This window comes from Caulobacter sp. GW821-FHT10A06, from assembly GCF_059415805.1.
Window position 1 is genome coordinate 153,136 of sequence record NZ_JBWKNY010000003.1, and the last position, 23,325, is coordinate 176,460.

Sequence of the window (23,325 nt, forward strand, 5' to 3'; positions counted from 1 at the left end):
CCGATGAAGAGCAAGACCCGGATCATGTACGTCGAGGACAAGTCCAAGGGCGTCAACGGGCCGGCGCGGATCGGACGGGTCGTCTCGTCCAAGAGCGGCGAGACCCTGCACTATGCCGGCCAGACGTTCTTCGCGCTGCGCCACTCGGGCTTGAAGGCCAACTTCCAGGACAGCGTGACCGGCTATCCGTACTGGATCGCCCGGGCGCGCAAGGACGGCGCCGACCGGCTCTTCAAGGGGGCGGGCGATCCGGCCGTGATCGACGACAATGTGCGCGAGGAATACTGGCGCGACATCCGCGGCCTGCCCGACCCGGCCTTGGGCTAGGCCCGCGAGACGCCTATACTGCGCGCCATGACCAAGCCCGTTCCCGCAGATGTCGTCTCCCGCCTGAAAGCCGTGCTCGGCGAAGGCGGCTGGAGCCAGGATCCCGACGTGATCGCGCCCAAGCTGGTCGAGTGGCGCGGCCGCTGGAAAGGCGAGACGCCGCTGCTGGTCACCCCGCGCTCGACCGCCGAGGTCGCCGCCGTGGTCGGCATCTGCGCGGCCGAGGGCGTGGCGATCACCCCTCAAGGCGGCAATACCGGGCTGGTCGCCGGCCAGATCCCGCACGGCGAGATCCTGCTGTCGACCCAGAAGCTGACGGCGATCCGCGACGTCGACCCGATCGACGACGCCATGGTGCTGGAGGCCGGGGTCACCCTGTACGAAGCCCACCAGCAGGCCGCCAAGGTCGGCCGCCGCTTTACGGTCGGCGTGGCCTCGGAAGGCTCGTGCACGATCGGCGGCCTGATCTCGACCAATGCCGGCGGCACCGCCGTCCTGCGCTACGGCATGATGCGCGAGCAGGTGCTGGGCATCGAGGCCGTCCTGCCCAATGGCGAGATCTGGAAGGGCCTCAAACGCCTGCGCAAGGACAATACCGGCTACGACCTCAAGCAGCTGCTGATCGGCGCCGAGGGCACGCTGGGCGTCGTCACCGCCGCCAGCCTGAAGCTGCACGCGCTGCTGGCCTCGCGGGCCGTGGCGATCGTGGGCCTGGCCTCGCCGGCCGACGCCATCCAGCTCCTAGCGCGGGCAAAAGACGAGACCGGCGGCGCGGTCGAGGCCTTCGAGCTGATGGGGCGCCTCGGCTTCGAGCTGACCGTCCGCAACGTGCCGGGCCTGCGCGACCCGCTGCCGACCCCGCATCCCTGGTACGTGCTGATCGAGATCGCCAGCGGCGAGCCCGGCGTGGCCGAGGCGGCGCTGGAAAGGCTATTGGCCGGCGCCCTGGAGCGCGGCCTGATCGCCGACGCGGCCGTGGCCCAGACCGAGACCCAGATGAAGGCCTTCTGGCATATCCGTGAAGGCCACTCGGCCGGCCAGAAGCCGGAAGGCGCGGTGTGGAAGCACGACGTCTCGGTGCCGGTCTCCAAGATCCCCGACTTCATCGGCCAGGCCAACGCCGCGATCGAAAAGAGCTTCCCCGGTACGCGCATCGTCGCCTTCGGCCATGTCGGCGACGGCAATGTCCACTACGACGTGCTGCAGCCGGTCGGCGGCGACGGCGACGCGCATGAGGCCCAGCGCGAGGCCGGGGCCAAGATCGTCCACGACATCACCGCCACCTTCTCGGGCTCGATCAGCGCCGAGCATGGCCTGGGGGCGATGAAGACGGCCGAGGCCCTGACCTACAAGGACCCGATCGAGGTCGCGGCGCTGCGGGCGATCCGCGGGGCGCTGGACCCCAAGCGGATCATGAATCCGAGGGTTTTGTTTTAGCGACGGCCGCGCGCTTGCGGGCGCGCAGGAACAGCACGCCCAGCACGGCGAACGCGCCAGCGGGGATCGTGGCCTTGTAGAAGCCCGGCTGCATGCTGGGCATCAGGCTGATCGCCATCGGGACGAAGCCCCACCTGCCGCTCGACTGCTCCATCCAGAATGCCCCGACGCCGACGAACGACACCACCGCGAACACGATGCGGTGCTTCAGCGTCCTGTCACGCAGGACGAAGAACACGGCCACGAACATCGGAAGCGGCCAGAGAAGGGCGGCCAGCAGGCCCAGGGTGTTGCTCATCCCCCGCTGATAGCCGGGACGCGGGCGTTGCGCCAACCTATCTAAGCCGACATCGTGCCGCCAAGGAGATCGCCATGACCATCGAGAACGAAGACCAGCTGGAGAAGCTGCGCGTCGTCGGCAACCTGGTGGCCCGCACCCTGGCGGCGATGGGCGAGGCCCTGGAGCCCGGCATGACCACCCGGGAACTGGACGATATCGGCCGCGCCTTGCTGGAGAAGGAAGGCGCGCGCTCTGCGCCGGAGCTGACCTACAACTTCCCGGGCGCGACCTGCATCTCGGTGGGGCCGGACTGCGCGCATGGCATTCCGGGCGACACGGTGGTCAAGGCCGGCGACCTGATCAATATCGACGTCTCGGCCGAGCTGAATGGCTATTTCGGCGACACCGGCGCCAGCTTCGCGGTGCCGCCGGTCACCAAGCGCGTCGAGCGCCTGTGCCGCGACGGCCGCCGGGCGATGTGGGCTGGCATCAAGGCGGTGCAGCCCGGCGCGCGGCTGAACGAGATCGGGCGCTCGATCGAGACCTTCGCCGACAAGAACGGCTACAGCCTGGTCCGCAACCTGGCCAGCCACGGCGTCGGCCGCTCGCTGCACGACGATCCGCGCGAGATCCCCACCTGGTATGAGCCGCGCGACCGCCGCACCATTCCCGAAGGCCTGGTCTTCACCATCGAGCCCTTCCTGTCGCTGGGCGCCGACTGGGTCGAGGAGCTGGACGACGGCTGGACCCTGCGCCCGCCCCAGCGCCAGGCGACGGTGCAGTACGAACACACGCTGGTGGCGACACGGAACGGGCCGCTGGTGCTGACGCTGGTTTAGCGACCGCGCCCATAGATCCTCCCCCTAGCGGGGGAGGTGGCGCGGAGCGCCGGAGGGGGTCGTTGTCCTGGCCCGGTTTCTTCCCCCTCCGTCGTCGCTACGCGCCGACACCTCCCCCGCTAAGGGGGAGGATCTATGAGCGTTGACCGGCCTCTATCCTCGGCGTTCGCGAGATCGACTTGAGCGAAATCAATCGCTTGTCGATTTTACGCGCCTTCGAATGATCCGCGCTCAGAACCGCTGGACAATGATCCCACCTCGTCGCGAGGAAAGGGCGCACGGCCAGCGACCGTTGTGGCGGCGGGGTGTGATCGAGCGGTGAAGGTCCGAGGGGGATACTCGGACGGTCCGGGGCTTCAGCGTGCTGGCTGAACCCGCCCGCCGCTGGCGTGGTCGAAGGCAAAGGGGTGTGTCTTAGCCATTTTTGGCTCGCCTTCTTCGATCGCCGGGCTTCAGCGGAAACGCGAAAGCCTGGCTCCCGGTAAGGCCTGAACAGGGCCACCTGACGGGACGCTGGCGGATAACGATCGCGCGGAGCGTCGGACTACGTCGAAACGGTATCAAACTACTCACACTCCGGACGTCGTCCGGCGCTCCGCATCCCTTTCCATCTTCAGCGGTCTGCCGCGTGAAGCGGCGCCGTCATGTCCACCTCCGTACGCGCCCGGCTAGCGAAGCCGCCTGGAACCCTCTATCTCCCCGCCCATGCTGATGGTCATCTCGCCCGCCAAGTCGCTGGACTTCACCGCGCCCGCCCAGGCCCTGCCTTTGACGACGCCGGAGCTCAAGCCCCAGATCGCCGAACTGGCCAAGGTCACGCGCAAGCTGACGGCCGCCGACCTGAAGCGGCTGATGCACATCTCCGACGCCCTGGCCAAGCTGAACCGCGAGCGGTTCCAGGCTTTCGATTCCGAGGTCGAGGAAGGCCTGCAGGCCGTGATCGCGTTCAATGGCGACGTCTATGGCGGCCTGGCCGCCCGCGAGCTGGATCGTCCGGCCCTGGAATGGACGCAGGACCACCTGCGGATCCTGTCGGGCCTGTACGGTGTGCTGCGCCCGTTCGACGCCTTGCAGCCCTATCGCCTGGAGATGGGCACGCGGCTGAAGACCAAGAAGGGTTCGAACCTCTACGACTTCTGGGGCGAGACGATCTCCAAGACCCTGAACGCCGCCGCCGAGGGCCAGGCCGATCCGACCCTGGTGAACCTGGCCAGCCAGGAATATTTCGGCGCCGTCGACGCCAAGGCCCTGAAGCTGCCGGTCGTCACCTGCCACTTCAAGGAAGAGAAGGGCAACGAGCTGCGGGTGCTGGGCTTCTTCGCCAAGAAGGCGCGCGGCCGCATGGCGCGCTACGCCATCGACAACCGTATCGACCGGGCCGAGGGGCTGAAAAGCTTCAACCTGGACGGCTACGGCTTCCGCGCCGATCTCTCGACCGAGGCCGACTGGGTTTTCGCTCGCTTGCAGCCATAATTTCATCTATCGATGAATTTAATAAAGGCTCGCCTCTCGCAATGGCGAGCTATATGTTGCGTTGCAATATCATTGGGGCGTTGCCTTAGGAGCGCGTGAATGGCCGTCGATTTCGGTTTGCAGGGTCAAGTCGCCATCGTCACCGGGTCCACCAGCGGCATCGGTCACGCCTTGGCCGACGCGCTCGCCGCCCAGGGCTGCAACATCGTCATGAACGGCCTGGGCGAGATGAACGCCATCGAGCGGGCCCGCGCCGAGATGGCTGAAAAGCACGGCGTCGAGGTGCTGTACCACGGCGCCGACATGACCAAGCCGATCGAGATCGCCGACATGGTCCGCGCGGCCAAGGCCGAGTTCGGCGAACTGGATATTCTCGTGAACAACGCTGGCGTCCAGCACGTGGCCCCGATCGAGGAGTTCCCGGACGACAAGTGGGACCTGATCATCGCCATCAACCTGTCCTCGGCCTTCCATGCCACCAAGGCGGCGGTGCCGATCATGAAGGAGCAGGGGCGCGGGCGGATCATCAACATCGCCTCGGCCCACGCCCTGGTCGCCTCGCCGTTCAAGTCGGCCTATGTGGCGGCCAAGCACGGCATCATGGGCCTGACCAAGACGGTCGCCCTCGAGGTCGCCCAGGACGGCATCACCTGCAATGCCATCTGCCCGGGCTTCGTGAAGACCCCGCTGGTCGAGGCCCAGATCGCCGACCAGGCCAAGGCGCGCGGCATCTCGGAAGAGGCCGTGATGAAGGACGTGATCCTGGCGGCCCAGCCGACCAAGCAGTTCGTCACCTTCGACCAGCTGGCCGGCATGCTGCTGTATCTGGTCTCCGACGCCGGGGCCTCGGCCAATGGCGCCGCCTTCCAGGTCGACGGCGGCTGGGTGGCGCAATAGGCTGGGCCCCGTGCCCATCCCGCCCTTCAAGAAGAAACCCGCCGGTCCCCGGCTGCTGAGCCTGGCCCTGCAGGGCGGCGGTTCGCACGGGGCGTTCGAATGGGGCGTCCTCGACCGCCTGCTCGAGGAAGACGATCTGGAGATTCGCGCCGTCACCGCCGCCTCGGCCGGGGCGATGAACGCGGTCTGCCTGGCGCAGGGCCTCATCGATGACGGCAAGGCGGGCGCCCGCAAGCGGCTGGACTCGTTCTGGCGGCAGGTGAATCGCCAGGGTGGCCGCAATGTCTTTGGCGACACCTCGATCTGGACCAGTGCGTTCGGCGGCGCCTTCGGCAGCGGGGCCGACTGGCTGAAGAACACGCCCGGCTGGCGGATGGCCGAGACCTTCGCCCTGTCGCTCAGCCCCTACGAGTTCAACCCGTTCAACCTGAACCCGCTGCACGACACGCTGGAAGCCGAGATCACCTTCAAGCAGATCCGCGAGAAGAGCCCGATCAAGCTGTATGTCGCCGCCACGGCGGTGCGGACCAGCAAGTCGGTGATCTTCCGCGAGACCGAGCTGACGTCCCGCCACATCATGGCCAGCGCCTGCCTGCCCCAGGTGTTCCAGGCCGTGGAGATCGACGGCGAGCCCTACTGGGACGGCGGGTTCCTGGCCAATCCGCCGCTGTGGCCGCTGTTTTACGACGACACGCCCGACGACATCCTGATCGTCAGCCTCAATCCCTTCGTCCGCGACGAGACGCCCAAGACGCCGAGCGAGATCATGGACCGGCTGAACGAGATCACCTTCAACGCCTCGCTGGCCTCGGAGCTGCGGGCCATCGGCTTCGTGCAGAAGCTGCTGGACGAGGGGCTCTTGAAGGACAACGCCCGGGGCCGCTATCGCCGGATGCTGGTCCACGCCATCACCGCCGACAAGCCGCTGGCGGACCTGTCGCTGTCGACCAAGTTCGACACCGAATGGAGCTTCCTGACCGACCTGAAGGAACGCGGCCGCAAGGCGGCGGAAGCTTGGCTGGCCGACTGCGGCAACTGCATCGGGGTGAAGTCCTCGGTCGATCTGAAGGTCGGTTTTCCATGAGCGGCAACCCCGTCCCGACCGTCGGCGTCGTCTGCCTGAAGGGCGACCAGGTGCTGCTGATCCGGCGCGGCCAGCCGCCCCGCCTGAACCAGTGGAGCCTGCCCGGCGGTCGCCTGGAATGGGGCGAGACCCTGCAGGTCGCCGCCTTGCGCGAGCTGAAGGAAGAGACCGGTGTCGAGGCTGAGTTGCTGGGCCTGCTCGACGTGGTCGACGGCGTGTTTCCGGCTCGTCCCGGGGGTGAGATCACCCGCCACTACGTGATGATCGACTACGCCGCCCGCTGGACCGCCGGCGAGCCGGTGGCCGGCGACGACGCGGCGGAAGCGAAGTTCGTGACCTTGGACGAGGCCATGGCCCTGGTCGAATGGGACGAGACCCGGCGGGTGATCGCGGAGACCTACCAAAAGTACGGGACGCTTGCGCTTCCGGCCTAGCCGTCCGACATCCTGCTTCATGACCGTCATCGAAGCCCGCGCGCCGCGCACCCCGATTAGTCCCAACGCCTTGATCCTGGTCGCCGCCTGTGTGGGCCTGGGCTGGGCGGTGGCGGCTGAGCTGCAGCCGGTCGGCGTCCTGACCTTCGCCTTCGTCGTGGCGGCCTGGATCCTCAGCGTCGGCATCCACGAGTTCGGCCACGCCTTCGCCGCCCACAAGGCCGGCGACACGACCATTGTCGAGAAGGGTTATCTGACCCTCGACCCGCTGAAATATTCCGACCTGGTCACCACCATCATCTTCCCGCTGATCGCCCTGGCCCTGGGCGGCATCGGTTTTCCGGGCGGTGCGGTCTATCTGCGCGAGGACCTGATGCGGTCCAGGGGCTGGCGGTCGCTGGCCTCGCTGGCCGGACCGCTGGGGACGCTGCTGGTGCTGATCGTGCTGGCGGCCGCCTCGCAGTTCGTCGCGTCAGAGCCGCTGTACAACGCGCTCTCGATGCTGGCCTTCCTGCAAGCCAGCGCGCTGGTGCTGAACCTGCTGCCGATCCCCGGCCTGGACGGCTACGGCGTGATCCGGCCGTTCCTGCCCGACGGCGTCCGCGAGAAGATGGTCAAGATCGAGCGGGTCGGCTTCCTGCTGCTGTTCGCCCTGATCTTCTGGGTCCCCGGCGCCAGCCGTTTCATCTTCGGCGCGGCCCTGGCGATCACCGACCTGCTGGCCGTGCCGCGCGGGGCGATCGCCAGCGGCTGGCAGGCCTTCCACTTCTGGGGCTCTTGACCGCGACGGCCTGACCGCTTCTTCTTCAAACAAGCGTTTCAAGAAGAATGAGGGAGGGTTCGCCATGGCCTACGCGCCGTTCAACCTGTCGGGCAAGGTGGCCCTGGTCACCGGCGGCAATCGCGGCATCGGCCTAGGGATGGCCAAGGCGATGGCGCAGGCCGGCGCCGACATCGTCATCTGGGGCTCAAACCCCGAGCGCAATCTCGAGGCCGAAAAGCAGCTGACCACCCTGGGCGTGCGGGTGAAGGCCCAGACCGTCGACGTCTCCGACGAAGCCCAGGTCCGCGAAGGCATGGAAGAGGCCGTGGCCGCCATGGGCCGGGTCGACAGCGTCTTCGCCAATGCCGGCATCGGCTACGGCTCGCCCTCGTTCGTCGAGATGAAGACCGAGACCTATCGCAAGGTGCTGTCGGTCAATCTGGACGGGGTGTTCTTCACCCTGCGAGAGGCCTGCCGCCACATGGTCGAGCGGGCCAAGACCGGCGACGCCGGCGGCTCGCTGGTTGGCATCGCCTCGCTGGCCGCCATCGAGGGCGCGGCCCGCAACGAGGCCTATGCCGCCACCAAGGGCGCGGTGATCTCGATGATCAAGTCGGTGGCCGTCGAGCACGCGCGCTACGGGGTGCGCGCCAACGCCATCCTGCCGGGCTGGATTGCCACCGACATGACGGCCGGGGCGCAAGGCAACGCCGCCTTCGCCGAGAAGGTCATCCCCCGCGTGCCGGCCCGTCGCTGGGGCGAGCCCGAGGACTTCGGCGGCATGGCCGTCTACCTGGCTTCGGACGCGTCCAGCTACCAGTCGGGTACGACCATCGTCATCGACGGCGGATACTCGATCTTCTAGGGCGGCTAACCTCGCGGCACGCTTGCCGCGCTGGGCGGAGGCCGAAATCCTCCCTGGAAACATGGGAGGAATGATCATGGGCCTGCGCACGCCGCTCTGCGATCTTCTGGATATCCAGCATCCGATCCTGCTGGCCGGCATGGGCGGGGTCTCCTACGCGCCCCTGGCGGCGGCGGTGTCGAACGCCGGCGGTTACGGCGTGCTGGGCATGGCCGGGACGTCACCGGACTTCATCCGCAGCCAGATGCGGGAAGTCCGCCAACTGAGCGACAAGCCGTTCGGCGTCGATCTCCTGGCCGCCACGCCCGACGCCCTGACAGCCAGCGTCGAGGTCATCATCGAGGAGGGCGCCAGCGCCTTTATCGCCGGCCTGGGCGTGCCGCTGCCGATCATCGAACGGCTCAAGAAAGCCGGCCTGAAGGTCATGGTCGTCTGCGGGGCGGTGAAACACGCCGTCAAAGCCGAGCAGGCCGGCTGTGACGCCGTCATCTGCCAGGGCGGCGAGGGCGGCGGCCATACGGGTCTGGTCGGGACCTTGCCGCTGGTCGCCCAGGCGGTCGAGGTCGTGAAGATTCCCGTGATCGCGGCAGGCGGCTTGCATGACGGCCGAGGCTTGGCCGCGTCCCTGACGCTGGGCGCTCAGGGCGTCTGGATGGGCACCCGCTTCATCGCCTCGACCGAAGCCCACGCCGGCGACCTCTATCGCCAGGCGATCCTCGAGGCCGCCGACGAGGACACCGTCCGCACCCGTTGCTACTCGGGCAAGCCGATGCGGGTGCGCAAGAACCCCTATGTCGACGACTGGGAGGCGCGGCCGGCCGACATCCAGCCGTTCCCGCAGCAGGCCATGGTCTCGATCCGCAATGGCGCGATGGGCGGCATCGGCGGCCAGGTCGAGGGCCTGGATCCGGAAAAGTCCTGCTTCGCCATGGGTCAGAGCGCTGGCGGCGTGCGGGAGGTGCTGCCGGCCGGCGAGATCGTCGCGCGGCTGGTCAGCGAGGCGCAAGACGCGCTGGACCGGGCCAGCGCCTTCCGGACCTAGAGGGTCTCGAACTTCGGCAGGATCCGCTTGAAGTGGGTCTCGACCGCGTCGTGGCACTCGCAGGCGCGTTTCTCGAGGGCCGGGCGGTCCAGGATCTCGACCCGGCCGCGGCCGATGTGGATGATCCCGTTGTCCTGCAGCACGCGGGCGACGGCGCTGATCGTCGTGCGCTGCACGCCCAGCATCTGGGCCAGGGTCTCCTGGGTCAGGCGGATCGGCTCGTCGCCCGAACGGTCGTGCGCGAACAGCAGCCAGCGGCAGGCGCGCTGCTCGATCGGGTGCAGGGCGTTGCAGGCCGCCACCTGCATCATCTGGGCGATGAAGACGTCGGCGGCGCGATCAAAGAGGTCGGCCACGACCGGGTGCTGGGTCTTGATCTCCTCCAGCCGCGCGGTCGGGATGCAGAAGGCGCGGCCCTGAACGCGGACCACGGCGCGGCCGTAGGCAGGCTTGAAGCCAGCGCTGACCACGCCGCCGATCGCACCTTCGAAGCCGATGCTGGCGGCCTCGATCTCCTGGCCGTCCGAGGTGACGACCAGCAGCGAGACCTGGGTCGGGCCGCAGGGCATATAGGTGTGCTCGACGTCGTCGCCGGCGTCGAACAGCACCGCGTCGGCGGGCAGGTCGACCAGCACCAGATAGGGCGCGAGCGCGGTCAGCGCCTCGGCGCGCAGAGCGGCCAGCAGGCGGTTGGAGGCATAGGGCGGCGCGGCGTCGCCTTCGACGGTGCTGCGGACGATGCGGGCGAGGGCGGACATGCTGATCTCCCGTGAAGCTCGACGGGTAAAGCGCGCAGCACACAGCTTAGTTTCCCGTGGACGGCGAGACTCTTCCGAAGCACCCTTCCGCCGACCGGGAGGCGGCGATGATCGCGAAACGACATCTGAGGCGGCGGCTCAGCCAGTACGGCGCCCTGTGGCTGGGGGCGTTCGTCGTCACCCTGCTGGTGATGGCGGTGATGGTCTTCGCCGTCGGCATGCCAGTGGCGGACACCGCCGACCTGACCCTGCCGGTCGCCTTCGCGCTGCTGGGCCTGGCGGTGATCGCCGGTGTCGGGATCACCGTCGTAAAGGACCTGGGCCTGACCACCAAGTCGCTGATCACGGCCCTGGCGTTGCTGCTGATCCTGCCGCTGCTCTGGGCGCCGGTGCTGGCCGTCGTGGTCACGGCCGCGATCGCCGGGGCGTCGGTGGAGTATTCAGAGGCCTATGCCCAGTTCCGGATCACGGTCAGCCACCTGATCTACCCGCTGGTCGCCATGCTGGGCGAGGACCCGTTGATCAGCTTCGTCTGGAATGCGTTCCAGGTGGTCGCCTCGATCGTCGGCGCGGTCGCCTCGGCCCTGCAGGTGTGGCGCGTGCTTAAGCCGTTGCTTTATGGCGAGGACGAGGAAGCGGCCGAGGCCTAGCTCAGCTGCGTCGGACGGGGCAGCACCCAGTCCTCTTCCTGCACGTGCAGCATCACAGGCAGGCCTAGACCGGCCGGATGTTCGGCCAGGCGGCGAGCCGCGTCGCGGGCTTCGCCGCGCGTCTCGTAGGCGCCGAAACGCAGATTGTCTCCGATGATCGACCAGCGGTCACCGACGCGCACGACACCGTAATGCACCTCAGTCATGGGCTTGACCTCCTTGCAGTATCCACAGGAAAGACCCGATCTGTGGCGATCGCAAGGCCTTTATCGCCAAAGCTTTTTTGACACCGGGGGACATTTATCCCCAGGCTTGCCCCCAAGCTTCGGCGTCCCGTTTCTCGCCTTTTGGGCGCGGGCTGATGACAGGTGAGGGGGCTTTGATGATAACTGACGGCATGTCGCGTCCGTTCCTCATCGGCGCCGTTCTGGCCGCCCTCGTCGTCACGCCCCTCCTGGCTCAGGAGCGGGATGCGAAGGACCGTCAGCGCCTCCTGGACCTGGCCTATACGCTGGGCGAGAGCCACGCCTTGCGCCAGGTCTGCCAGGGCGAGACCGACCAGTACTGGCGCTCGCGCATGGTGCGGCTGACCGAGGTCGAGCAGGCCGACCAGGCCTTCGACGCCCAGATGCGGGAGCGGTTCAACACCGGCTTCGCCTCGCGCCGCAGCGAGTATCCGACCTGCGACGACGCCAGCCGGAAGGCCGAGCAGCAGGTCTCGCGCAAGGGCCAGTCCCAGGCCCAGAAGATGTCGCAGTCGGTCCGCCAGGCGCACCGCGAACCGGATTCCATGGCGGACGACGAAGGGCCGCGCTAAGCTCCACCCAAAGTAGGTTGGGAGCAAAGTCTTGGGCAGCGTCGTCGTTCTGATTTTCCTGGGCTTTGCGTTCGTGCTGCTGTTCAGCGCGATCAAGATCGTGCCGCAGGGCCGCGAGTTCACCGTCGAGCGCTTCGGCCGCTACACCCGGACCCTCAAGCCCGGCATCACCATCCTGACCCCGTTCTTCGAGTCCATCGGCCGCAAGGTCAATGTGATGGAACAGGTCCTGGAGGTGCCCCAACAGGAGGTCATCACCAAGGACAACGTGTCGGTGAAGGTCGACGCTATCGTCTTCATCCAGGTGATGGACGCCGCGGCCGCCGCCTATCGCGTCGACAACCTGATCTACGCCATCACCCAGCTGGCCCAGACCAACCTGCGCACCGTGGTCGGGTCGCTGGAGCTGGACGAGGTGCTGAGCCAGCGCGATCAGATCAACACCCGCCTGCTCTCGACCATCGATCACGCCACCGGCCCCTGGGGCGTGAAGGTGGCGCGGATTGAGATCAAGGACCTGACGCCGCCGTCCGACATCACCAACGCCATGGCCCGCCAGATGAAGGCCGAGCGCGAGCGCCGCGCGGTGATCACCGAGGCCGAGGGCGAGAAGCAGTCCCAGATCGCTCGCGCCGAGGGCCAGAAGCAGTCGGCCATCCTGCAGGCCGAGGGCCGCCGCGAGGCCGCCTTCCGCGACGCCGAGGCCCGCGAGCGCGAAGCCGAGGCCGAAGCCAAGGCGACGGCCTTCGTCTCGGAGGCCATCTCCAAGGGCGACGTCAACGCGATCAACTACTTCATCGCCCAGAAATATGTCGAAGCGTTCGGCGAGCTGGCTCGCAGCCCGCAGCAGAAGACGGTCATCGTGCCGGCCGACTTCTCCGGCCTGACCGGGACCGTCGCGGGCGTCAGCGAGCTGATCAAGAGCCTGGGTGCGGATTCGCCGCGCCCAGCCCCGACGCCGCGCCCGGCATCGACCGGCGGCGCCAGCACGCCCACGGGCGGCAAGCGCGGAGCCTGACACCATGGACGGCTTGGGAAGCTTCTACGCGCTGCATCCGTTCTGGGTCTGGCTGGCGGTCGCCGCCGCCATCCTGGCCGTCGAGGTCTCGACCGGCACCGGCTGGCTCTTGTGGCCGGCCGCAAGCGCCTTCGTGGTTGGGGCCATCGCCCAGTTCACGCATCTGGGCCTGCTGGTCGATGTCGGCCTGTTCGCGGCCCTGACCATCGCCACGACTCTGCTGGCCCGACGCTATCTGCGGCCGGTGCTGGAGCCCAAGAGTCCGGATCTGAACGATCCCACCCAGCGGCTGGTCGGCCAGCGCGGTCAGGTGCTGTCGACCTTCGAGCAGGGCCGTGGCCGGGTGTTCGTCGACGGCAAGGACTGGGCGGCCGAGACCGACGAGCCGATCCCCGCGATCAGCCAGGAGGTCGTGGTCATCGGCATCGACGGCGCGGTGCTGAAGGTCCGCAAGATCCCAACCTGACGACACCTGCTGACAGAAGACGGTCGCTGCCCCTGTTATCCGACGTCAACGACACCATTTAGGCCCGCATCAGCCACCTGCAGGGCACGCGCGACGCTGCACCGTCGCGTTTAGGGGAGACGGCGTGACTTCAATCATATCGGTAAAGGGTCTGAACAAGACCTATGCGTCGGGCCATCAGGCCCTCAAGACGATCGACCTGGACATCCGGCAAGGCGAGATCTTCGCCCTGCTGGGTCCCAACGGGGCGGGCAAGACCACCCTGATCAGCATCATCTGCGGGATCGTGAACCCCAGCCAGGGCGTCGTCCTGGCCGACGGCCATGACGTGGTGAAGGACTACCGCGCCGCCCGCACCAAGATCGGCCTGGTGCCGCAGGAGCTGAACACCGACGCCTTCGAGACGGTGTGGGCCACGGTCACCTTCTCGCGCGGCCTGTTCGGCAAGCCGCGCAACGACGCCCTGATCGAGAAGATCCTTCGCGACCTGTCCTTGTGGGACAAGAAGGACAGCAAGATCATGGCGCTGTCGGGCGGCATGAAGCGCCGGGTGATGATCGCCAAGGCGCTGAGCCACGAGCCGACCATCCTGTTCCTGGACGAGCCCACCGCCGGCGTCGACGTCGAGCTGCGCCGCGACATGTGGGAGATGGTCCGCCAGCTGCGCGAGAACGGCGTCACCATCATCCTGACCACCCACTATATCGAGGAGGCCGAGGAGATGGCCGACCGGATCGGGGTGATCAACAAGGGCGAGATCATCCTGGTCGAGGACAAGACCGTGCTGATGCGCAAACTGGGCAAGAAGCAGCTGACCGTGCACCTGCGCGAGCCGCTGACCGCCCTGCCGGCCGGGCTGGCGGGCGATGCGTCGCTGAGCCTGATCAATGACGGCGCCGACCTCGTCTACACCTTCGACACCCAGGCCGACGACACCGGCATCGCCGACCTGCTCAAGCGCCTCTCCGAGAACGGCGTCGACTTCAAGGACCTGCAGACCGACCAGAGCTCTCTGGAAGACATCTTCGTCAGCCTGGTGAGGGCGCCGCAATGAACATCCACGCGATCAAGGCCATCTACCGCTTCGAGATGGCGCGGTGGTTCCGCACCCTGCTGCAGAGCATCCTGGCGCCGGTCATCTCGACCTCGCTGTATTTCGTGGTGTTCGGTTCGGCGATCGGCTCGCGCATGCAGGCCATCGACGGCGTCAGCTATGGCGCCTTCATCATTCCGGGCCTGATCATGCTGTCGCTGCTCAGCGAAAGCATCTCCAACGCCTCGTTCGGCATCTACATGCCCAAATGGGCCGGCACGATCTACGAGCTGCTGAGCGCCCCCGTGTCGTGGGTCGAGACGGTGATGGGTTATGTCGGGGCGGCGGCGACCAAGTCGATCTGCCTGGGCCTGCTGATCCTGGCCACGGCCCGGCTCTTCGTGCCGTTCGAGATCGCCCACCCGTTCGTGATGCTGCTGTTCCTGGTGCTGACGGCGGTGACCTTCAGCCTGTTCGGCTTCGTGATCGGCGTCTGGGCCGACAACTTCCAGAAACTGCAGATTGTGCCGGCGCTGATCATCACGCCGCTGACCTTCCTGGGCGGCAGCTTCTACTCGATCAAGATGCTGCCGGAGATCTGGCAGAAGATCACCCTGTTCAACCCGGTGGTCTATCTGGTCAGCGGCTTCCGCTGGGCCTTCTACGGCCAGTCGGATGTGGGCGTCGGCGTCAGCCTGGGCATGACCGCCGTGTTCCTGATCGTGTGCCTGACGGCCGTCTGGTGGATCTTCAAGACCGGCTATCGCCTGAAGGTCTAGTCCTCGGAAGGAGGCGGGGTGTCTTCGGCTTCAGCCGTGACCTCCGCCTTCAATCCCTTCATGCCGCCGGCCTTGCCGCCCTTGGCGATCAGGGCCGTCTCGGCGGCGCGGACCATCGGCCGTTCGCGGCTGAAGCCCATCAGCATCTCGCAGGTCTCGAAGAAGCCGGCATCGGTCCGGGTGTCGACCTGCGGCTGCTGCACGACCAGATGCAGGCCGCGCGCCTTCAGCTTCAGCACCGCGTCGACCAGGCCGGCCATGTCGCCGCCCAGGGCGTGGAAACTGGGCACGGCCAGCGCGCCGCCGTCGCCCAGCGCCTCGACGGCGCGCGCCAGGCCCGGCCGCACGACGCCGGAGGCCAGGCACCGGTCGCTGAACACCTCCTCGCAGCCCAAGAGCAGCAGGCGTTCCTCCTGGGCCGGGCTGAAGAAGATCCCGCGCACGGGCGGCACGCGGTAGTAGCCGACGAGTTTCATCACCGGTGCTTGGCAAACCGGCCGGCCGTTGGCGAGGACTTTCCGCCGCCGCCGGCCAGCCGCCCACAGCTTCCTAGCCGGCCGCCTTCAGGGCCTGCGCGACCGCGTCGGCCAGCGACGTCGTCGGACGGCCGATCAGGCCCGACAGCGCGTGGCCGTCGTCGAACAGCCCGCCTTGGCCCGCGCCGACGTCCGACTGCGCCAGGATCGCCGCGAACGGCGCTGGCAGGCCGAAGCTCTCCAGGATCCCGGCATAGGTCGCCTCGGGCAGGTCGTTGTAGGCGATGGCCTTGCCGGTCTGGCGCGAGACCTCGGCGGCGAGGTCGGCGCGGGTGAAGGCGGTGTCGCCGGCCAGTTCATAGACCCGGTTCTCGGTGTCGGGCGTAGCGACCACGACGGCGGCGGCCTGCGCGTAGTCGCGGCGCGCGGCGGCCGAGATCTTGCCCTCGCCCGAGGCGCCGATGACAGCCCCCGCCGCGATCGCGCCGGCCAGGCTGCCGGTGTAGTTCTCGAAATACCAGCCGTTGCGCAGCAGGGCGTAGGTCAGGCCCGAGGCCTTGATCAGCGCCTCGGTGGCGATGTGCTCTTGCGCCAGGGCGATCGGGGTCGTGTCGGCGCGCAGGATGCTGGTGTAGGCGATCCGCTTCACGCCGGCGGCCTTGGCGACCTTGATGACGTTGCGGTGCTGGGCCACGCGCTGGCCGACCGCGTCGCTGGAGATCAGCAGCAGGGTGTCGACGCCGGCAAGGGCGGCGCTGAGCGTCTCGGGCTGGGCGTAGTCGGCGGCGCGGACCGCGACGCCCAGGTCGGCCGCCTTGGCCGAATCGCGAGCCAGGGCGACGATCCCGCCGGCCGGGACGCGGGTCTTAAGGTCTTCGATGACGAGGCGGCCCAGCTGGCCGGTGGCTCCGGTGACGGCGATGGTCATGATCGTTCTCCGTTGATGACGGAAGCGATCTGGGCGCCTTGCTTACTTTCCGTAAGTACATACATGAATGTAAGTATGAAAGAAAAAACCACCCTCTCCGAAAGACTGGCGCGCGGCGACTTGATGGAGCCCGACTGCCCGTCGCGCGGCGTGCTGATGCATGTCACCAGCCGCTGGGGCGTGCTGGTGCTGATAGCCCTGGAGACCGGCACGCGGCGCTTCAGCGAGCTGCGGCGAGGCATCGGCGGCGTCAGCGAGCGGATGCTGGCCCAGACCCTGCAGCAGCTGGAAGGCGACGGCTTCGTGCGCCGCGTGGCCTATCAGGTCGTGCCGCCGCACGTGGAATACAGCCTCACGCCCATGGGCCTGGAGGTCGCCGAGAAGGTGCGGGGCCTGGCCGATTGGATCGAGCTCAATATCGAGCGGATCGTGGCGCGGGAGCCCGCCTGAACCGCGCCCGATAGGCCCCCGGCGTCGTCGAGAACTGGCGGCGGAAGTGGTGCCGCAAAGCCGGCGCGCCCAAGCCGACCGCCTCGGCGATCTGCTCGATGCCGGCGGGCGAGGTCTCCAGCAGGTCGCGCGCTCGGTTCATCCGCTCGGCCAGCAGCCAGCGCGCGGGCGTGTCGCCGGTGGCCGCCTCGAACCGCCGCAGGAAGGTCCGCTCGCTCATCCCGGCCGCGTCGGCCAGCGCCTTGATCGTGTGCGCCCGCGAGAGGTCGCCGCGCATGCGGTCCAGGATCGGTCCCAGCCGCGAGGCTTCGTGCGCTACGGGCACTGGCCGCTGGACGAACTGGGCCTGGCCGCCGTCCCGGTGCGGCGGCACGACCAACCGGCGGGCGACGGTGTTGGCCGCCTCGGGGCCGAAGTCGCGACGGATCAGGTGCAAACCGAGGTCGATGCCCGCCGCGCTGCCGGCCGAGGTCAGCAGGTCGCCCTCGTCGACATACAGCACGTCCGGCTGGACCTGGATGGCCGGATAGCGCTCGCGCAGGGCGTGGGCATAACGCCAGTGGGTCGTGGCCCGCCGGCCGTCCAGCAGGCCCGTGGCCGCCAGCACGAAGACGCCCGAACAGATCGACATCAGCCGCGCGCCGTCGGCGTGAGCTTTCCGCAGCGCCTCGATCAGCGGCGCCGGCACAGGCTGGTCCATGCCCCGCCAGCCGGGCGCGACGATGACGCTGGCCTGCGAGAGCAGTTCGAGTCCGCCATCACCGACGATCCGCACGCCACCCAGGCCTTTCAGGTCGCCCGGCTCCACGGCCGCGGTGGCGAAGCGATACCAGTCCGGCCCCATCTCCGGCCGGGGCAGGGCGAAGAGCTCGACCGTCACCCCGTACTCGAAGGTGCAGAGGCCGTCATAGGCAAGGGCGACGACAAGACGGTTTGGCATGATCTTTACGCTCAGTGTCGATCTCGCCAGCTAACGCGACTAGGCAGCATGCGGCAAGTCTCAGCTCATCAACTGCTGGAGAGCGCCATGAGCTACGTGTCCGAGATCCCCGCCGCGTCCTTCCGCGACGCCGCCGCCCACTTCGCCGCCCGCCTGTCGCTGGAGACCGACTGCGCCGACGTCGCCGCCTCCATGAAGGCCGGCCAGGTCGACTTCGTCCTGCTGCACGTCGTCGGCTCGCCCCAGGCCTATGCCCGCCGCCACGTGCCCGGCGCGATCCACCTGCGCCATGCCGACATGACCTTCGAGCGCATGGCCGAGTGGCCCGCCAGCACCCTGTTCGTCGTCTATTGCGCCGGGCCGCACTGCAACGGCGCTGACCGCGCCGCGCTGAAGCTGGCCCAGCTGGGCCGATCGGTGAAGCTGATGATCGGCGGCATTACCGGCTGGGAGGACGAAGGCCTGGCCTTCGCCACCGGTTCAGAGCCTGGCAGTCTCGCGGCCTAAACGAACCGCGGATTGGCCTTGCGCAGGCCTTCATTGGCCAGGGCGTCGGCGCGTTCGTTCAGCGGATGGCCGGCGTGACCCTTGACCCAGCGCCAGTCGACGTCGTGCCGCGCGCGCGCGGCGTCGAGGCGCTTCCACAGGTCATCGTTCTTCACGGGGCTCTTGTCGGCCGTCTTCCAGCCGCGGGCCTTCCAGCCCTTGATCCACTCCTGGATGCCCTTCATCACGTACTGGCTGTCGGTATGCAGCTCGACCTTGCAGGGGCGGTTCAAGAGCTCCAGCGCCGAGATCGCGCCCATCAACTCCATGCGGTTGTTGGTGGTCGCCGGCTCGCCGCCGCAGATTTCTTTCTTCTTGTCGCCATAGAACAGGATGGCGCCCCAGCCGCCCGGGCCGGGATTCCCCTTGCAGGCGCCGTCGGTATAGATCGTGACCTTGGGCGTCATCAGAACAGCACCAGGCCCTCGCGGTGGACGGCCAGCTTGCGCTCGTACTCCAGCGGATCCTTGGGCCGCACCAGCGCGCCGGCGGGCGTCGCGCCCCAGTCGGCCAGACGGGTCAGGAAGAAGCGCATGGCCGCCCCGCGCGCCAGGATCGGCAGGGCTTCCTTCTCGGCCGGGCTCAAGGGCCGGCGGCGCTCATAGCCGTTCAGCAGCGCCTTGGCGGCGGTGATGTTGAAGCTGCCGTCGGCCTCGAAGCACCAGGCGTTCAGGGTCACCGCGACGTCGTAGGCGTAGCTGTCGTCGCAGGCGAAATAGAAGTCGATCGCGGCGGCGAACTTGCCGTTCGGCTGGAAGAAGACATTGTCCGGGAAATAGTCGGCGTGGATCGTGCCCGACGGCAGGTTACGCGGCCACATCAAGGACAGCTGCGCCAGGTCGTTGTCGATGGTCGCCGACAGGCCCGGCTTGAGGTCTCCGGCCGCCTTGCGGTGCTTGGAAAACAGCGGGGCCCAGGCGCTCTGGCCCAGGTCATTGGCGCGGCGGGCCGGATAACCCTCGCCGGCCAGGTGCAGCCAGGCCAGGCCTTCGCCCGCTTCGCGGCAGTGGGCGGCGGTCGGCTTGCGCACCGACAGCCCGGGCAGGAACTCGACGATCGCGGCGGCCTTGCCGCGCAGGGTCGACAGCGTCGCGCCCTTGCGATCGGCGACCGGCCGGGCGCTGGGATAACCCTTGTCGGCCAGCCAGGTCAGCATGTTGAGGAAGTAGGGCAGCTCCTCGGCCTTCACCCGCCGCTCGTAGACGGTCAGGATGTAGCGGCCCTTCTCCGTCTCCAGCAGGAAGTTGGAGTTCTCCACGCCCTCGGCGATGCCCTTGAACGCCAGCGCGGCGCCCAGGTCGTAGCCTTCCAGGAAGGTCGCGAGTTCTTGGTCGGTGATGTCGGTATAGACGGCCATGGCGCCGGATTGCTCGACGCGAGGCCTCCGGTCAAGCCGCCCTTATGCGGTGAGCAGGCGCGGCAGCTTGAACGTGATGGTCTCGCGGGCCTCGACCAGTTCCTCGACCGTGGTGTCGAAGCGGGCCGAGATGGCGTCGATCACGCCCTGCACCAGGTCTTCCGGAGCCGAGGCGCCGGCGGTCAGGCCCACGCGGGTGACGCCATCGAACCAGGCCCAGTCGATGCCGCTGGCGTCGTCGATCAGGTGGGCGGCGGTGGCGCCGGCCTTCAGGCCGACCTCCATCAGGCGCACCGAGTTGGATGAGTTCTTCGAGCCGACCACCAGCACCAGCTCGGCCTGTTCGGCCAGGTGCTTGACCGCGTCCTGGCGGTTGGTGGTGGCGTAGCAGATGTCTTCCTTGTGCGGGGCGGCGATATCGGGGAAGCGCTCGCGCAGCAGGGCGATCATGTCGGCGGTGTCGTCGACCGACAGGGTGGTCTGGGTCAGGAAGGCGACGTTGGACACGTCCTTGGGCTGCCAGGCGGCGGCGTCCTTGATGTCCTCGATCAGGGTCACCGAGCCCTCGGGCAGCTGGCCCATGGTGCCGATCACCTCGGGGTGGCCGGCATGGCCGATCAGCACGATCTCGCGGCCGGCGTCGAAATGCTTCTGGGCTTCGACATGGACCTTGGAGACCAGCGGGCAGGTGGCGTCCAGATAGATCATCTGCCGCGACTGGGCCTCGGCCGGCACCGACTTGGGCACGCCGTGGGCCGAGAACACCACCGGGCGGTCGTCGGGGGCCTCGGACAGCTCCTCGATGAACACCGCGCCCAGGGCTTTCAGGCGATCGACCACGTGGCGGTTGTGCACGATCTCGTGACGCACATAGACCGGCGCGCCGAACTTCTCGACGGCGCGCTCGACGATCTGGATGGCGCGATCCACCCCGGCGCAGAAGCCGCGCGGGCTGGCCAGCACGAGCGAGATCGGGCGACGGATCGGGGTCTGGGCGTTCATGGCGCGGAAACTAGTCTCTCAAGAGGCCCGGCGCCAGGAGTCTGCGTCGTTGCGACGTCACGCATATGCCTTTATCAGGCTGCATGACGCCGAAGGGGCTCCATGGCCCCGCTTGGCTCTTCTTGTCCGGAACCGACGTTTCATGCGCCGCACCTTTTCGCTCGCCCTCAGCGCTTTGATGGCCGTCTCGATCGCCGCGACCACGGCGACGATCGCTCACGCCCAAGGCCCCGGCGGCGGTGGTGGCGGTCAGGACGACGGCGATCAGGCCGCCAAGAAGAAGAAGCGCGACGAGGAGTGGAACCAGCCCAAGGCCCCGCTGCCGCAGCTGCGCAATGCTGGTCCGTGCCCCTATGTGAAGGTGCTGTACGACGCCAGCCGCTATGTCGAGTTCAAGGACGCCAAGGAATCGGCCGCCCAGGCCGGCTTCACCGGCGAGATCCAGAGCCTGAGCTCGGGCTGCGCCTACAAGAGCGACGAGCCGATCAAGATCCGCGCCGAGGTCCTGTTCCAGCTGGGCAAGGGCCCGCAGGCCCAGGGCGACAAGCATGTCTACCGCTACTGGATCGCCGTGACCGAGCGGAACCAGTCGGTCATCGCCAAGGAATATTTCGACCTGCCGGTGACCTTCGCCGCCGGCCAGGACCGCGCCTATGCGCGTGAGACCATCGAGCAGATCACCATTCCGCGCGCCGACGCCAAGGTCAGCGGCGGGAACTTCGAGGTGCTGATCGGCTTCGACGTGACGCCGGAAATGGCGGCCTTCAACCGTGAGGGCAAGCGCTTCCGGGTCAATGCCGGCCAGACCGCCCAAGCAGGGACGACCACTAAGCAATGAACGATTTGAAGCGGTCCTTGAGCGAGGCGGCCGCGGCCGCTTTCCAGGCCGCCGGACTTCCTCCCGAGTTCGGACGCGTCACCGCCTCCGACCGACCCGACCTGGCCGATTTCCAGTGCAACGGCGCCCTCGCGGCGGCCAAGAGCGCCAAGCGTAATCCGCGCGAGATCGCGGTGCAGGTCGTCGATATCCTCAAGGGCGACCCGCGCCTGGCCTCGGTGGAGATCGCCGGGGTCGGCTTCATCAACATGCGCGTCAGCGACGAGGCCCTGTCGGCCCGCGTCCGCGAGATCGCCGGGGATGACCGCGTCGGCGCCCAGCTGCTGGAAGCGCCGCGCCGCGTCCTGATCGACTATGCCGGCCCCAACGTCGCCAAGCCGATGCACGTGGGCCACCTGCGCGCCTCGATCATCGGCGAGTCGGTCAAGCGCCTGTACCGCTTCCGCGGCGACGACGTGGTGGGCGACGCCCACTTCGGCGACTGGGGCTTCCAGATGGGCCTGCTCATCTCGGCCATCGTCGACGAGGACGCCTTCATCCGCGCCCTGATGGACAAGCTGCCGGAAGCGCCGCGCGGCTTCAGCGCCGCCGACGAAGCCAAGGTGATGGCCGAGTTCGAGAGTCGCATCACCCTAGCCGACCTCGACCGCATCTATCCGGCCGCTTCGGTGCGCCAGAAGGAAGATCCAGCCTTCAAGGAGCGCGCCCGCAAGGCGACCGCCGAACTGCAGAACGGCCGCTTCGGCTACCGCCTGCTGTGGCGCCACTTCGTCAATGTCAGCCGCGTGGCCCTGGAGCGCGAGTTCCACGCCCTGGGCGTCGATTTCGACCTGTGGAAGGGCGAGAGCGACGTCAACGACCTGATCGAGCCGATGGTCAACCAGCTGGAGCACAAGGGCCTGCTGGTCGAGGACCAGGGCGCCCGCATCGTCCGCGTGGCCCGCGAGGGCGACAAGCAGGACGTGCCGCCGCTGCTGGTCGTCTCGTCGGAAGGCTCGGCCATGTACGGCACGACCGATCTGGCCACGATCCTGGATCGTCGCAAGTCGTTCGACCCGCACCTGATCCTCTACTGCGTGGACCAGCGCCAGGCCCTGCACTTCGAGACCGTGTTCCGCGCCGCCTATCTGGCCGACTACGCCACCGAGGGCTCGCTGGAGCATATCGGCTTCGGCACCATGAACGGCACGGACGGCAAGCCCTTCAAGACCCGCGCCGGCGGCGTCCTGAAGCTGCATGACCTGATCGAGATGGCCCGCGAAAAGGCCCGTGAGCGCCTGCGCGAAGCCGGCCTGGGCGCCGAGCTGTCGGAAGCCCAGTTCGAAGACACCGCCCACAAGGTTGGCGTGGCGGCCCTGAAGTTCGCCGACCTGCAGAACTTCCGCGGCACCTCGTACGTCTTCGACCTCGACCGCTTCACCAGCTTCGAGGGCAAGACCGGCCCGTACCTGCTGTACCAGTCGGTGCGCATCAAGAGCGTGCTGCGCAAGGCCGCCGAAGCCGGCGCGACCGCCGGCCGGATCGTGATCCACGAACCGGCCGAGCGCGACCTGGCCATGCTGCTGGACGCCTTCGAGGGCGCCCTGCAGGAAGCCTACGACAAGAAGGCCCCCAACTTCGTGGCCGAGCACGCCTACAAGCTGGCCCAGACCTTCTCGAAGTTCTACGCCGCCTGCCCGATCATGAGCGCCGACACCGAAGAGCTGCGGGCCTCGCGCCTGTCGCTGGCCGAGACGACGCTACGGCAGCTAGAGCTGACGCTCGACCTGCTGGGTATCGAAGCGCCCGAGCGGATGTAGCTCTCTCCGCGCCCTCCGGCGGTTGCA

General features: G+C 67.9%; 29 protein-coding genes and 1 pseudogene. 21 read left to right on the forward strand and 9 right to left on the reverse strand.

Features of this window, described 5'->3' with window-relative positions:
* Positions 1-3: 3 nt before the first annotated feature.
* Positions 4-327 (forward strand): 1-deoxy-D-xylulose-5-phosphate synthase, encoded by a 324-nt coding sequence (locus AC07NF_RS08475; protein ID WP_494633664.1) that lies wholly within the window; start codon positions 4-6, stop codon positions 325-327.
* Positions 328-354: 27 nt separating this feature from the next.
* A complete protein-coding gene (locus tag AC07NF_RS08480; RefSeq protein WP_494633666.1) occupies positions 355-1,764 on the forward strand; it encodes an FAD-binding oxidoreductase in 1,410 nt (469 codons plus the stop codon).
* Here the strand turns inward: AC07NF_RS08480 and AC07NF_RS08485 are convergent.
* Positions 1,739-2,062, reverse strand: coding sequence for a hypothetical protein (locus AC07NF_RS08485; protein WP_494633668.1), 324 nt, complete (start codon positions 2,060-2,062; stop codon positions 1,739-1,741). The two genes, AC07NF_RS08480 and AC07NF_RS08485, sit on opposite strands and share 26 nt — an antisense overlap.
* Before the next feature lie 74 nt (positions 2,063-2,136).
* On the opposite strand from AC07NF_RS08485, the gene map reads away from it, so the two are divergent.
* The 9 genes and pseudogenes from map to AC07NF_RS08530 all read left to right on the forward strand — a co-directional run bounded on the left by map (position 2,137) and on the right by AC07NF_RS08530 (position 9,441).
* A complete protein-coding gene (gene map, locus AC07NF_RS08490) occupies positions 2,137-2,883 on the forward strand; it encodes a type I methionyl aminopeptidase (RefSeq protein WP_494633670.1) in 747 nt (248 codons plus the stop codon).
* A gap of 384 nt (positions 2,884-3,267) precedes the next feature.
* Positions 3,268-3,397: pseudogene (locus AC07NF_RS08495) on the forward strand (hypothetical protein); the annotation flags it as partial.
* Between the two features lie 191 nt (positions 3,398-3,588).
* Positions 3,589-4,356, forward strand: a complete 768-nt coding sequence (gene yaaA / locus AC07NF_RS08500) for a peroxide stress protein YaaA (RefSeq protein ID WP_494633672.1) — start codon at positions 3,589-3,591, stop codon at positions 4,354-4,356.
* A gap of 99 nt (positions 4,357-4,455) precedes the next feature.
* Complete coding sequence (locus AC07NF_RS08505) at positions 4,456-5,253, forward strand: 3-hydroxybutyrate dehydrogenase (protein ID WP_454713816.1); 798 nt, start codon at positions 4,456-4,458, stop codon at positions 5,251-5,253.
* Between the two features lie 10 nt (positions 5,254-5,263).
* Positions 5,264-6,337 carry a patatin-like phospholipase family protein gene (locus AC07NF_RS08510; protein ID WP_494633674.1) on the forward strand — a complete coding sequence of 358 codons (1,074 nt, stop codon included), beginning with the start codon at positions 5,264-5,266 and terminating at the stop codon, positions 6,335-6,337.
* Entirely contained in the window at positions 6,334-6,771 is a 438-nt protein-coding gene (locus AC07NF_RS08515) for an NUDIX hydrolase (protein WP_494633676.1), read from the forward strand. The genes AC07NF_RS08510 and AC07NF_RS08515 overlap by 4 nt, the downstream gene beginning before the upstream one ends.
* 19 nt (positions 6,772-6,790) lie before the next feature.
* Complete coding sequence (locus tag AC07NF_RS08520) at positions 6,791-7,552, forward strand: site-2 protease family protein (RefSeq protein WP_494633678.1); 762 nt, start codon at positions 6,791-6,793, stop codon at positions 7,550-7,552.
* Positions 7,553-7,616: 64 nt separating this feature from the next.
* Positions 7,617-8,399, forward strand: a complete 783-nt coding sequence (locus tag AC07NF_RS08525) for an SDR family NAD(P)-dependent oxidoreductase (RefSeq protein ID WP_454758430.1) — start codon at positions 7,617-7,619, stop codon at positions 8,397-8,399.
* Positions 8,400-8,475: 76 nt separating this feature from the next.
* Entirely contained in the window at positions 8,476-9,441 is a 966-nt protein-coding gene (locus tag AC07NF_RS08530; RefSeq protein ID WP_494633680.1) for an NAD(P)H-dependent flavin oxidoreductase, read from the forward strand.
* Here the strand turns inward: AC07NF_RS08530 and AC07NF_RS08535 are convergent.
* On the reverse strand, positions 9,438-10,199 hold the full coding sequence (locus AC07NF_RS08535; RefSeq protein ID WP_494633681.1) for a Crp/Fnr family transcriptional regulator: 762 nt from the start codon (positions 10,197-10,199) through the stop codon (positions 9,438-9,440). The genes AC07NF_RS08530 and AC07NF_RS08535 overlap by 4 nt on opposite strands.
* 107 nt (positions 10,200-10,306) lie before the next feature.
* Here AC07NF_RS08535 and AC07NF_RS08540 point away from each other — a divergent pair, with 107 nt between their 5' ends.
* Positions 10,307-10,849: a hypothetical protein gene (locus tag AC07NF_RS08540; protein ID WP_494633683.1), complete on the forward strand. Its 543-nt coding sequence runs from the start codon at positions 10,307-10,309 to the stop codon at positions 10,847-10,849.
* On the opposite strand, the gene AC07NF_RS08545 is transcribed toward AC07NF_RS08540, so the two are convergent.
* Positions 10,846-11,055: a hypothetical protein gene (locus tag AC07NF_RS08545; protein WP_492813839.1), complete on the reverse strand. Its 210-nt coding sequence runs from the start codon at positions 11,053-11,055 to the stop codon at positions 10,846-10,848. The two genes, AC07NF_RS08540 and AC07NF_RS08545, sit on opposite strands and share 4 nt — an antisense overlap.
* A gap of 191 nt (positions 11,056-11,246) precedes the next feature.
* On the opposite strand from AC07NF_RS08545, the gene AC07NF_RS08550 reads away from it, so the two are divergent.
* From AC07NF_RS08550 to AC07NF_RS08570, 5 genes are all read left to right on the forward strand, one after another.
* The gene (locus AC07NF_RS08550; protein ID WP_494633686.1) at positions 11,247-11,666 is read left to right on the forward strand and encodes a TIGR02301 family protein; all 420 of its coding nucleotides are present in this window, start codon (positions 11,247-11,249) and stop codon (positions 11,664-11,666) included.
* Between the two features lie 31 nt (positions 11,667-11,697).
* Positions 11,698-12,684 carry an SPFH domain-containing protein gene (locus tag AC07NF_RS08555; protein ID WP_494633687.1) on the forward strand — a complete coding sequence of 329 codons (987 nt, stop codon included), beginning with the start codon at positions 11,698-11,700 and terminating at the stop codon, positions 12,682-12,684.
* A 4-nt stretch (positions 12,685-12,688) separates the two neighbouring features.
* Positions 12,689-13,150, forward strand: a complete 462-nt coding sequence (locus tag AC07NF_RS08560; protein ID WP_494633689.1) for an NfeD family protein — start codon at positions 12,689-12,691, stop codon at positions 13,148-13,150.
* A gap of 124 nt (positions 13,151-13,274) precedes the next feature.
* Entirely contained in the window at positions 13,275-14,204 is a 930-nt protein-coding gene (locus tag AC07NF_RS08565; protein WP_494633691.1) for an ABC transporter ATP-binding protein, read from the forward strand.
* On the forward strand, positions 14,201-14,962 hold the full coding sequence (locus AC07NF_RS08570; protein WP_494633693.1) for an ABC transporter permease: 762 nt from the start codon (positions 14,201-14,203) through the stop codon (positions 14,960-14,962). The genes AC07NF_RS08565 and AC07NF_RS08570 overlap by 4 nt, the downstream gene beginning before the upstream one ends.
* Here the strand turns inward: AC07NF_RS08570 and AC07NF_RS08575 are convergent.
* Together AC07NF_RS08575 and AC07NF_RS08580 are read right to left on the reverse strand one after the other, a co-directional pair.
* Positions 14,959-15,438, reverse strand: coding sequence for a recombinase family protein (locus tag AC07NF_RS08575; RefSeq protein WP_494633695.1), 480 nt, complete (start codon positions 15,436-15,438; stop codon positions 14,959-14,961). The genes AC07NF_RS08570 and AC07NF_RS08575 overlap by 4 nt on opposite strands.
* 73 nt (positions 15,439-15,511) lie before the next feature.
* The gene (locus tag AC07NF_RS08580; protein WP_494633696.1) at positions 15,512-16,366 is read right to left on the reverse strand and encodes an SDR family oxidoreductase; all 855 of its coding nucleotides are present in this window, start codon (positions 16,364-16,366) and stop codon (positions 15,512-15,514) included.
* A gap of 75 nt (positions 16,367-16,441) precedes the next feature.
* Here AC07NF_RS08580 and AC07NF_RS08585 point away from each other — a divergent pair, with 75 nt between their 5' ends.
* Positions 16,442-16,816: a winged helix-turn-helix transcriptional regulator gene (locus tag AC07NF_RS08585; RefSeq protein WP_494633698.1), complete on the forward strand. Its 375-nt coding sequence runs from the start codon at positions 16,442-16,444 to the stop codon at positions 16,814-16,816.
* On the opposite strand, the gene ftrA is transcribed toward AC07NF_RS08585, so the two are convergent.
* Positions 16,779-17,756: a transcriptional regulator FtrA gene (gene ftrA, locus AC07NF_RS08590; protein ID WP_494633699.1), complete on the reverse strand. Its 978-nt coding sequence runs from the start codon at positions 17,754-17,756 to the stop codon at positions 16,779-16,781. The two genes, AC07NF_RS08585 and ftrA, sit on opposite strands and share 38 nt — an antisense overlap.
* A gap of 87 nt (positions 17,757-17,843) precedes the next feature.
* On the opposite strand from ftrA, the gene AC07NF_RS08595 reads away from it, so the two are divergent.
* Positions 17,844-18,263 (forward strand): rhodanese-like domain-containing protein, encoded by a 420-nt coding sequence (locus tag AC07NF_RS08595; RefSeq protein ID WP_494633701.1) that lies wholly within the window; start codon positions 17,844-17,846, stop codon positions 18,261-18,263.
* On the opposite strand, the gene rnhA is transcribed toward AC07NF_RS08595, so the two are convergent.
* The 3 genes from rnhA to ispH are packed head-to-tail and all read right to left on the reverse strand — an operon-like array spanning position 18,260 to position 20,661.
* Positions 18,260-18,709 (reverse strand): ribonuclease HI, encoded by a 450-nt coding sequence (gene rnhA, locus AC07NF_RS08600; RefSeq protein WP_492813854.1) that lies wholly within the window; start codon positions 18,707-18,709, stop codon positions 18,260-18,262. The two genes, AC07NF_RS08595 and rnhA, sit on opposite strands and share 4 nt — an antisense overlap.
* Positions 18,709-19,659, reverse strand: coding sequence for a homoserine kinase (gene thrB / locus AC07NF_RS08605; RefSeq protein WP_494633703.1), 951 nt, complete (start codon positions 19,657-19,659; stop codon positions 18,709-18,711). Before thrB ends, rnhA begins: the two co-directional genes overlap by 1 nt.
* A 42-nt stretch (positions 19,660-19,701) precedes the next feature.
* On the reverse strand, positions 19,702-20,661 hold the full coding sequence (ispH, locus tag AC07NF_RS08610; RefSeq protein WP_494633705.1) for a 4-hydroxy-3-methylbut-2-enyl diphosphate reductase: 960 nt from the start codon (positions 20,659-20,661) through the stop codon (positions 19,702-19,704).
* 142 nt (positions 20,662-20,803) lie between these two features.
* Here ispH and AC07NF_RS08615 point away from each other — a divergent pair, with 142 nt between their 5' ends.
* Both AC07NF_RS08615 and AC07NF_RS08620 read left to right on the forward strand, forming a co-directional pair.
* Positions 20,804-21,499: a Tat pathway signal sequence domain protein gene (locus AC07NF_RS08615; protein ID WP_492813859.1), complete on the forward strand. Its 696-nt coding sequence runs from the start codon at positions 20,804-20,806 to the stop codon at positions 21,497-21,499.
* Entirely contained in the window at positions 21,496-23,298 is a 1,803-nt protein-coding gene (locus tag AC07NF_RS08620) for an arginine--tRNA ligase (RefSeq protein WP_494633707.1), read from the forward strand. Before AC07NF_RS08615 ends, AC07NF_RS08620 begins: the two co-directional genes overlap by 4 nt.
* The last annotated feature ends 27 nt before the right edge of the window (positions 23,299-23,325 follow it).

Coding starts and splice junctions, on each gene's coding strand:
- AC07NF_RS08540 (WP_494633683.1), top strand. CDS start 10,307: ATGATCGCGAAACGACATCTGAGGCGGCGGCTCAGCCAGTACGGCGCC.
- AC07NF_RS08525 (WP_454758430.1), top strand. CDS start 7,617: ATGGCCTACGCGCCGTTCAACCTGTCGGGCAAGGTGGCCCTGGTCACC.
- ftrA (WP_494633699.1), bottom strand. CDS start 17,756: ATGCCAAACCGTCTTGTCGTCGCCCTTGCCTATGACGGCCTCTGCACC.
- map (WP_494633670.1), top strand. CDS start 2,137: ATGACCATCGAGAACGAAGACCAGCTGGAGAAGCTGCGCGTCGTCGGC.
- AC07NF_RS08515 (WP_494633676.1), top strand. CDS start 6,334: ATGAGCGGCAACCCCGTCCCGACCGTCGGCGTCGTCTGCCTGAAGGGC.
- AC07NF_RS08480 (WP_494633666.1), top strand. CDS start 355: ATGACCAAGCCCGTTCCCGCAGATGTCGTCTCCCGCCTGAAAGCCGTG.
- AC07NF_RS08530 (WP_494633680.1), top strand. CDS start 8,476: ATGGGCCTGCGCACGCCGCTCTGCGATCTTCTGGATATCCAGCATCCG.
- AC07NF_RS08505 (WP_454713816.1), top strand. CDS start 4,456: ATGGCCGTCGATTTCGGTTTGCAGGGTCAAGTCGCCATCGTCACCGGG.
- AC07NF_RS08560 (WP_494633689.1), top strand. CDS start 12,689: ATGGACGGCTTGGGAAGCTTCTACGCGCTGCATCCGTTCTGGGTCTGG.
- AC07NF_RS08535 (WP_494633681.1), bottom strand. CDS start 10,199: ATGTCCGCCCTCGCCCGCATCGTCCGCAGCACCGTCGAAGGCGACGCC.
- thrB (WP_494633703.1), bottom strand. CDS start 19,659: ATGGCCGTCTATACCGACATCACCGACCAAGAACTCGCGACCTTCCTG.
- rnhA (WP_492813854.1), bottom strand. CDS start 18,709: ATGACGCCCAAGGTCACGATCTATACCGACGGCGCCTGCAAGGGGAAT.
- AC07NF_RS08620 (WP_494633707.1), top strand. CDS start 21,496: ATGAACGATTTGAAGCGGTCCTTGAGCGAGGCGGCCGCGGCCGCTTTC.
- AC07NF_RS08595 (WP_494633701.1), top strand. CDS start 17,844: ATGAGCTACGTGTCCGAGATCCCCGCCGCGTCCTTCCGCGACGCCGCC.
- AC07NF_RS08580 (WP_494633696.1), bottom strand. CDS start 16,366: ATGACCATCGCCGTCACCGGAGCCACCGGCCAGCTGGGCCGCCTCGTC.
- ispH (WP_494633705.1), bottom strand. CDS start 20,661: ATGAACGCCCAGACCCCGATCCGTCGCCCGATCTCGCTCGTGCTGGCC.
- AC07NF_RS08585 (WP_494633698.1), top strand. CDS start 16,442: ATGAAAGAAAAAACCACCCTCTCCGAAAGACTGGCGCGCGGCGACTTG.
- AC07NF_RS08575 (WP_494633695.1), bottom strand. CDS start 15,438: ATGAAACTCGTCGGCTACTACCGCGTGCCGCCCGTGCGCGGGATCTTC.
- AC07NF_RS08615 (WP_492813859.1), top strand. CDS start 20,804: ATGCGCCGCACCTTTTCGCTCGCCCTCAGCGCTTTGATGGCCGTCTCG.
- yaaA (WP_494633672.1), top strand. CDS start 3,589: ATGCTGATGGTCATCTCGCCCGCCAAGTCGCTGGACTTCACCGCGCCC.
- AC07NF_RS08545 (WP_492813839.1), bottom strand. CDS start 11,055: ATGACTGAGGTGCATTACGGTGTCGTGCGCGTCGGTGACCGCTGGTCG.
- AC07NF_RS08485 (WP_494633668.1), bottom strand. CDS start 2,062: ATGAGCAACACCCTGGGCCTGCTGGCCGCCCTTCTCTGGCCGCTTCCG.
- AC07NF_RS08520 (WP_494633678.1), top strand. CDS start 6,791: ATGACCGTCATCGAAGCCCGCGCGCCGCGCACCCCGATTAGTCCCAAC.
- AC07NF_RS08570 (WP_494633693.1), top strand. CDS start 14,201: ATGAACATCCACGCGATCAAGGCCATCTACCGCTTCGAGATGGCGCGG.
- AC07NF_RS08550 (WP_494633686.1), top strand. CDS start 11,247: ATGTCGCGTCCGTTCCTCATCGGCGCCGTTCTGGCCGCCCTCGTCGTC.
- AC07NF_RS08475 (WP_494633664.1), top strand. CDS start 4: ATGAAGAGCAAGACCCGGATCATGTACGTCGAGGACAAGTCCAAGGGC.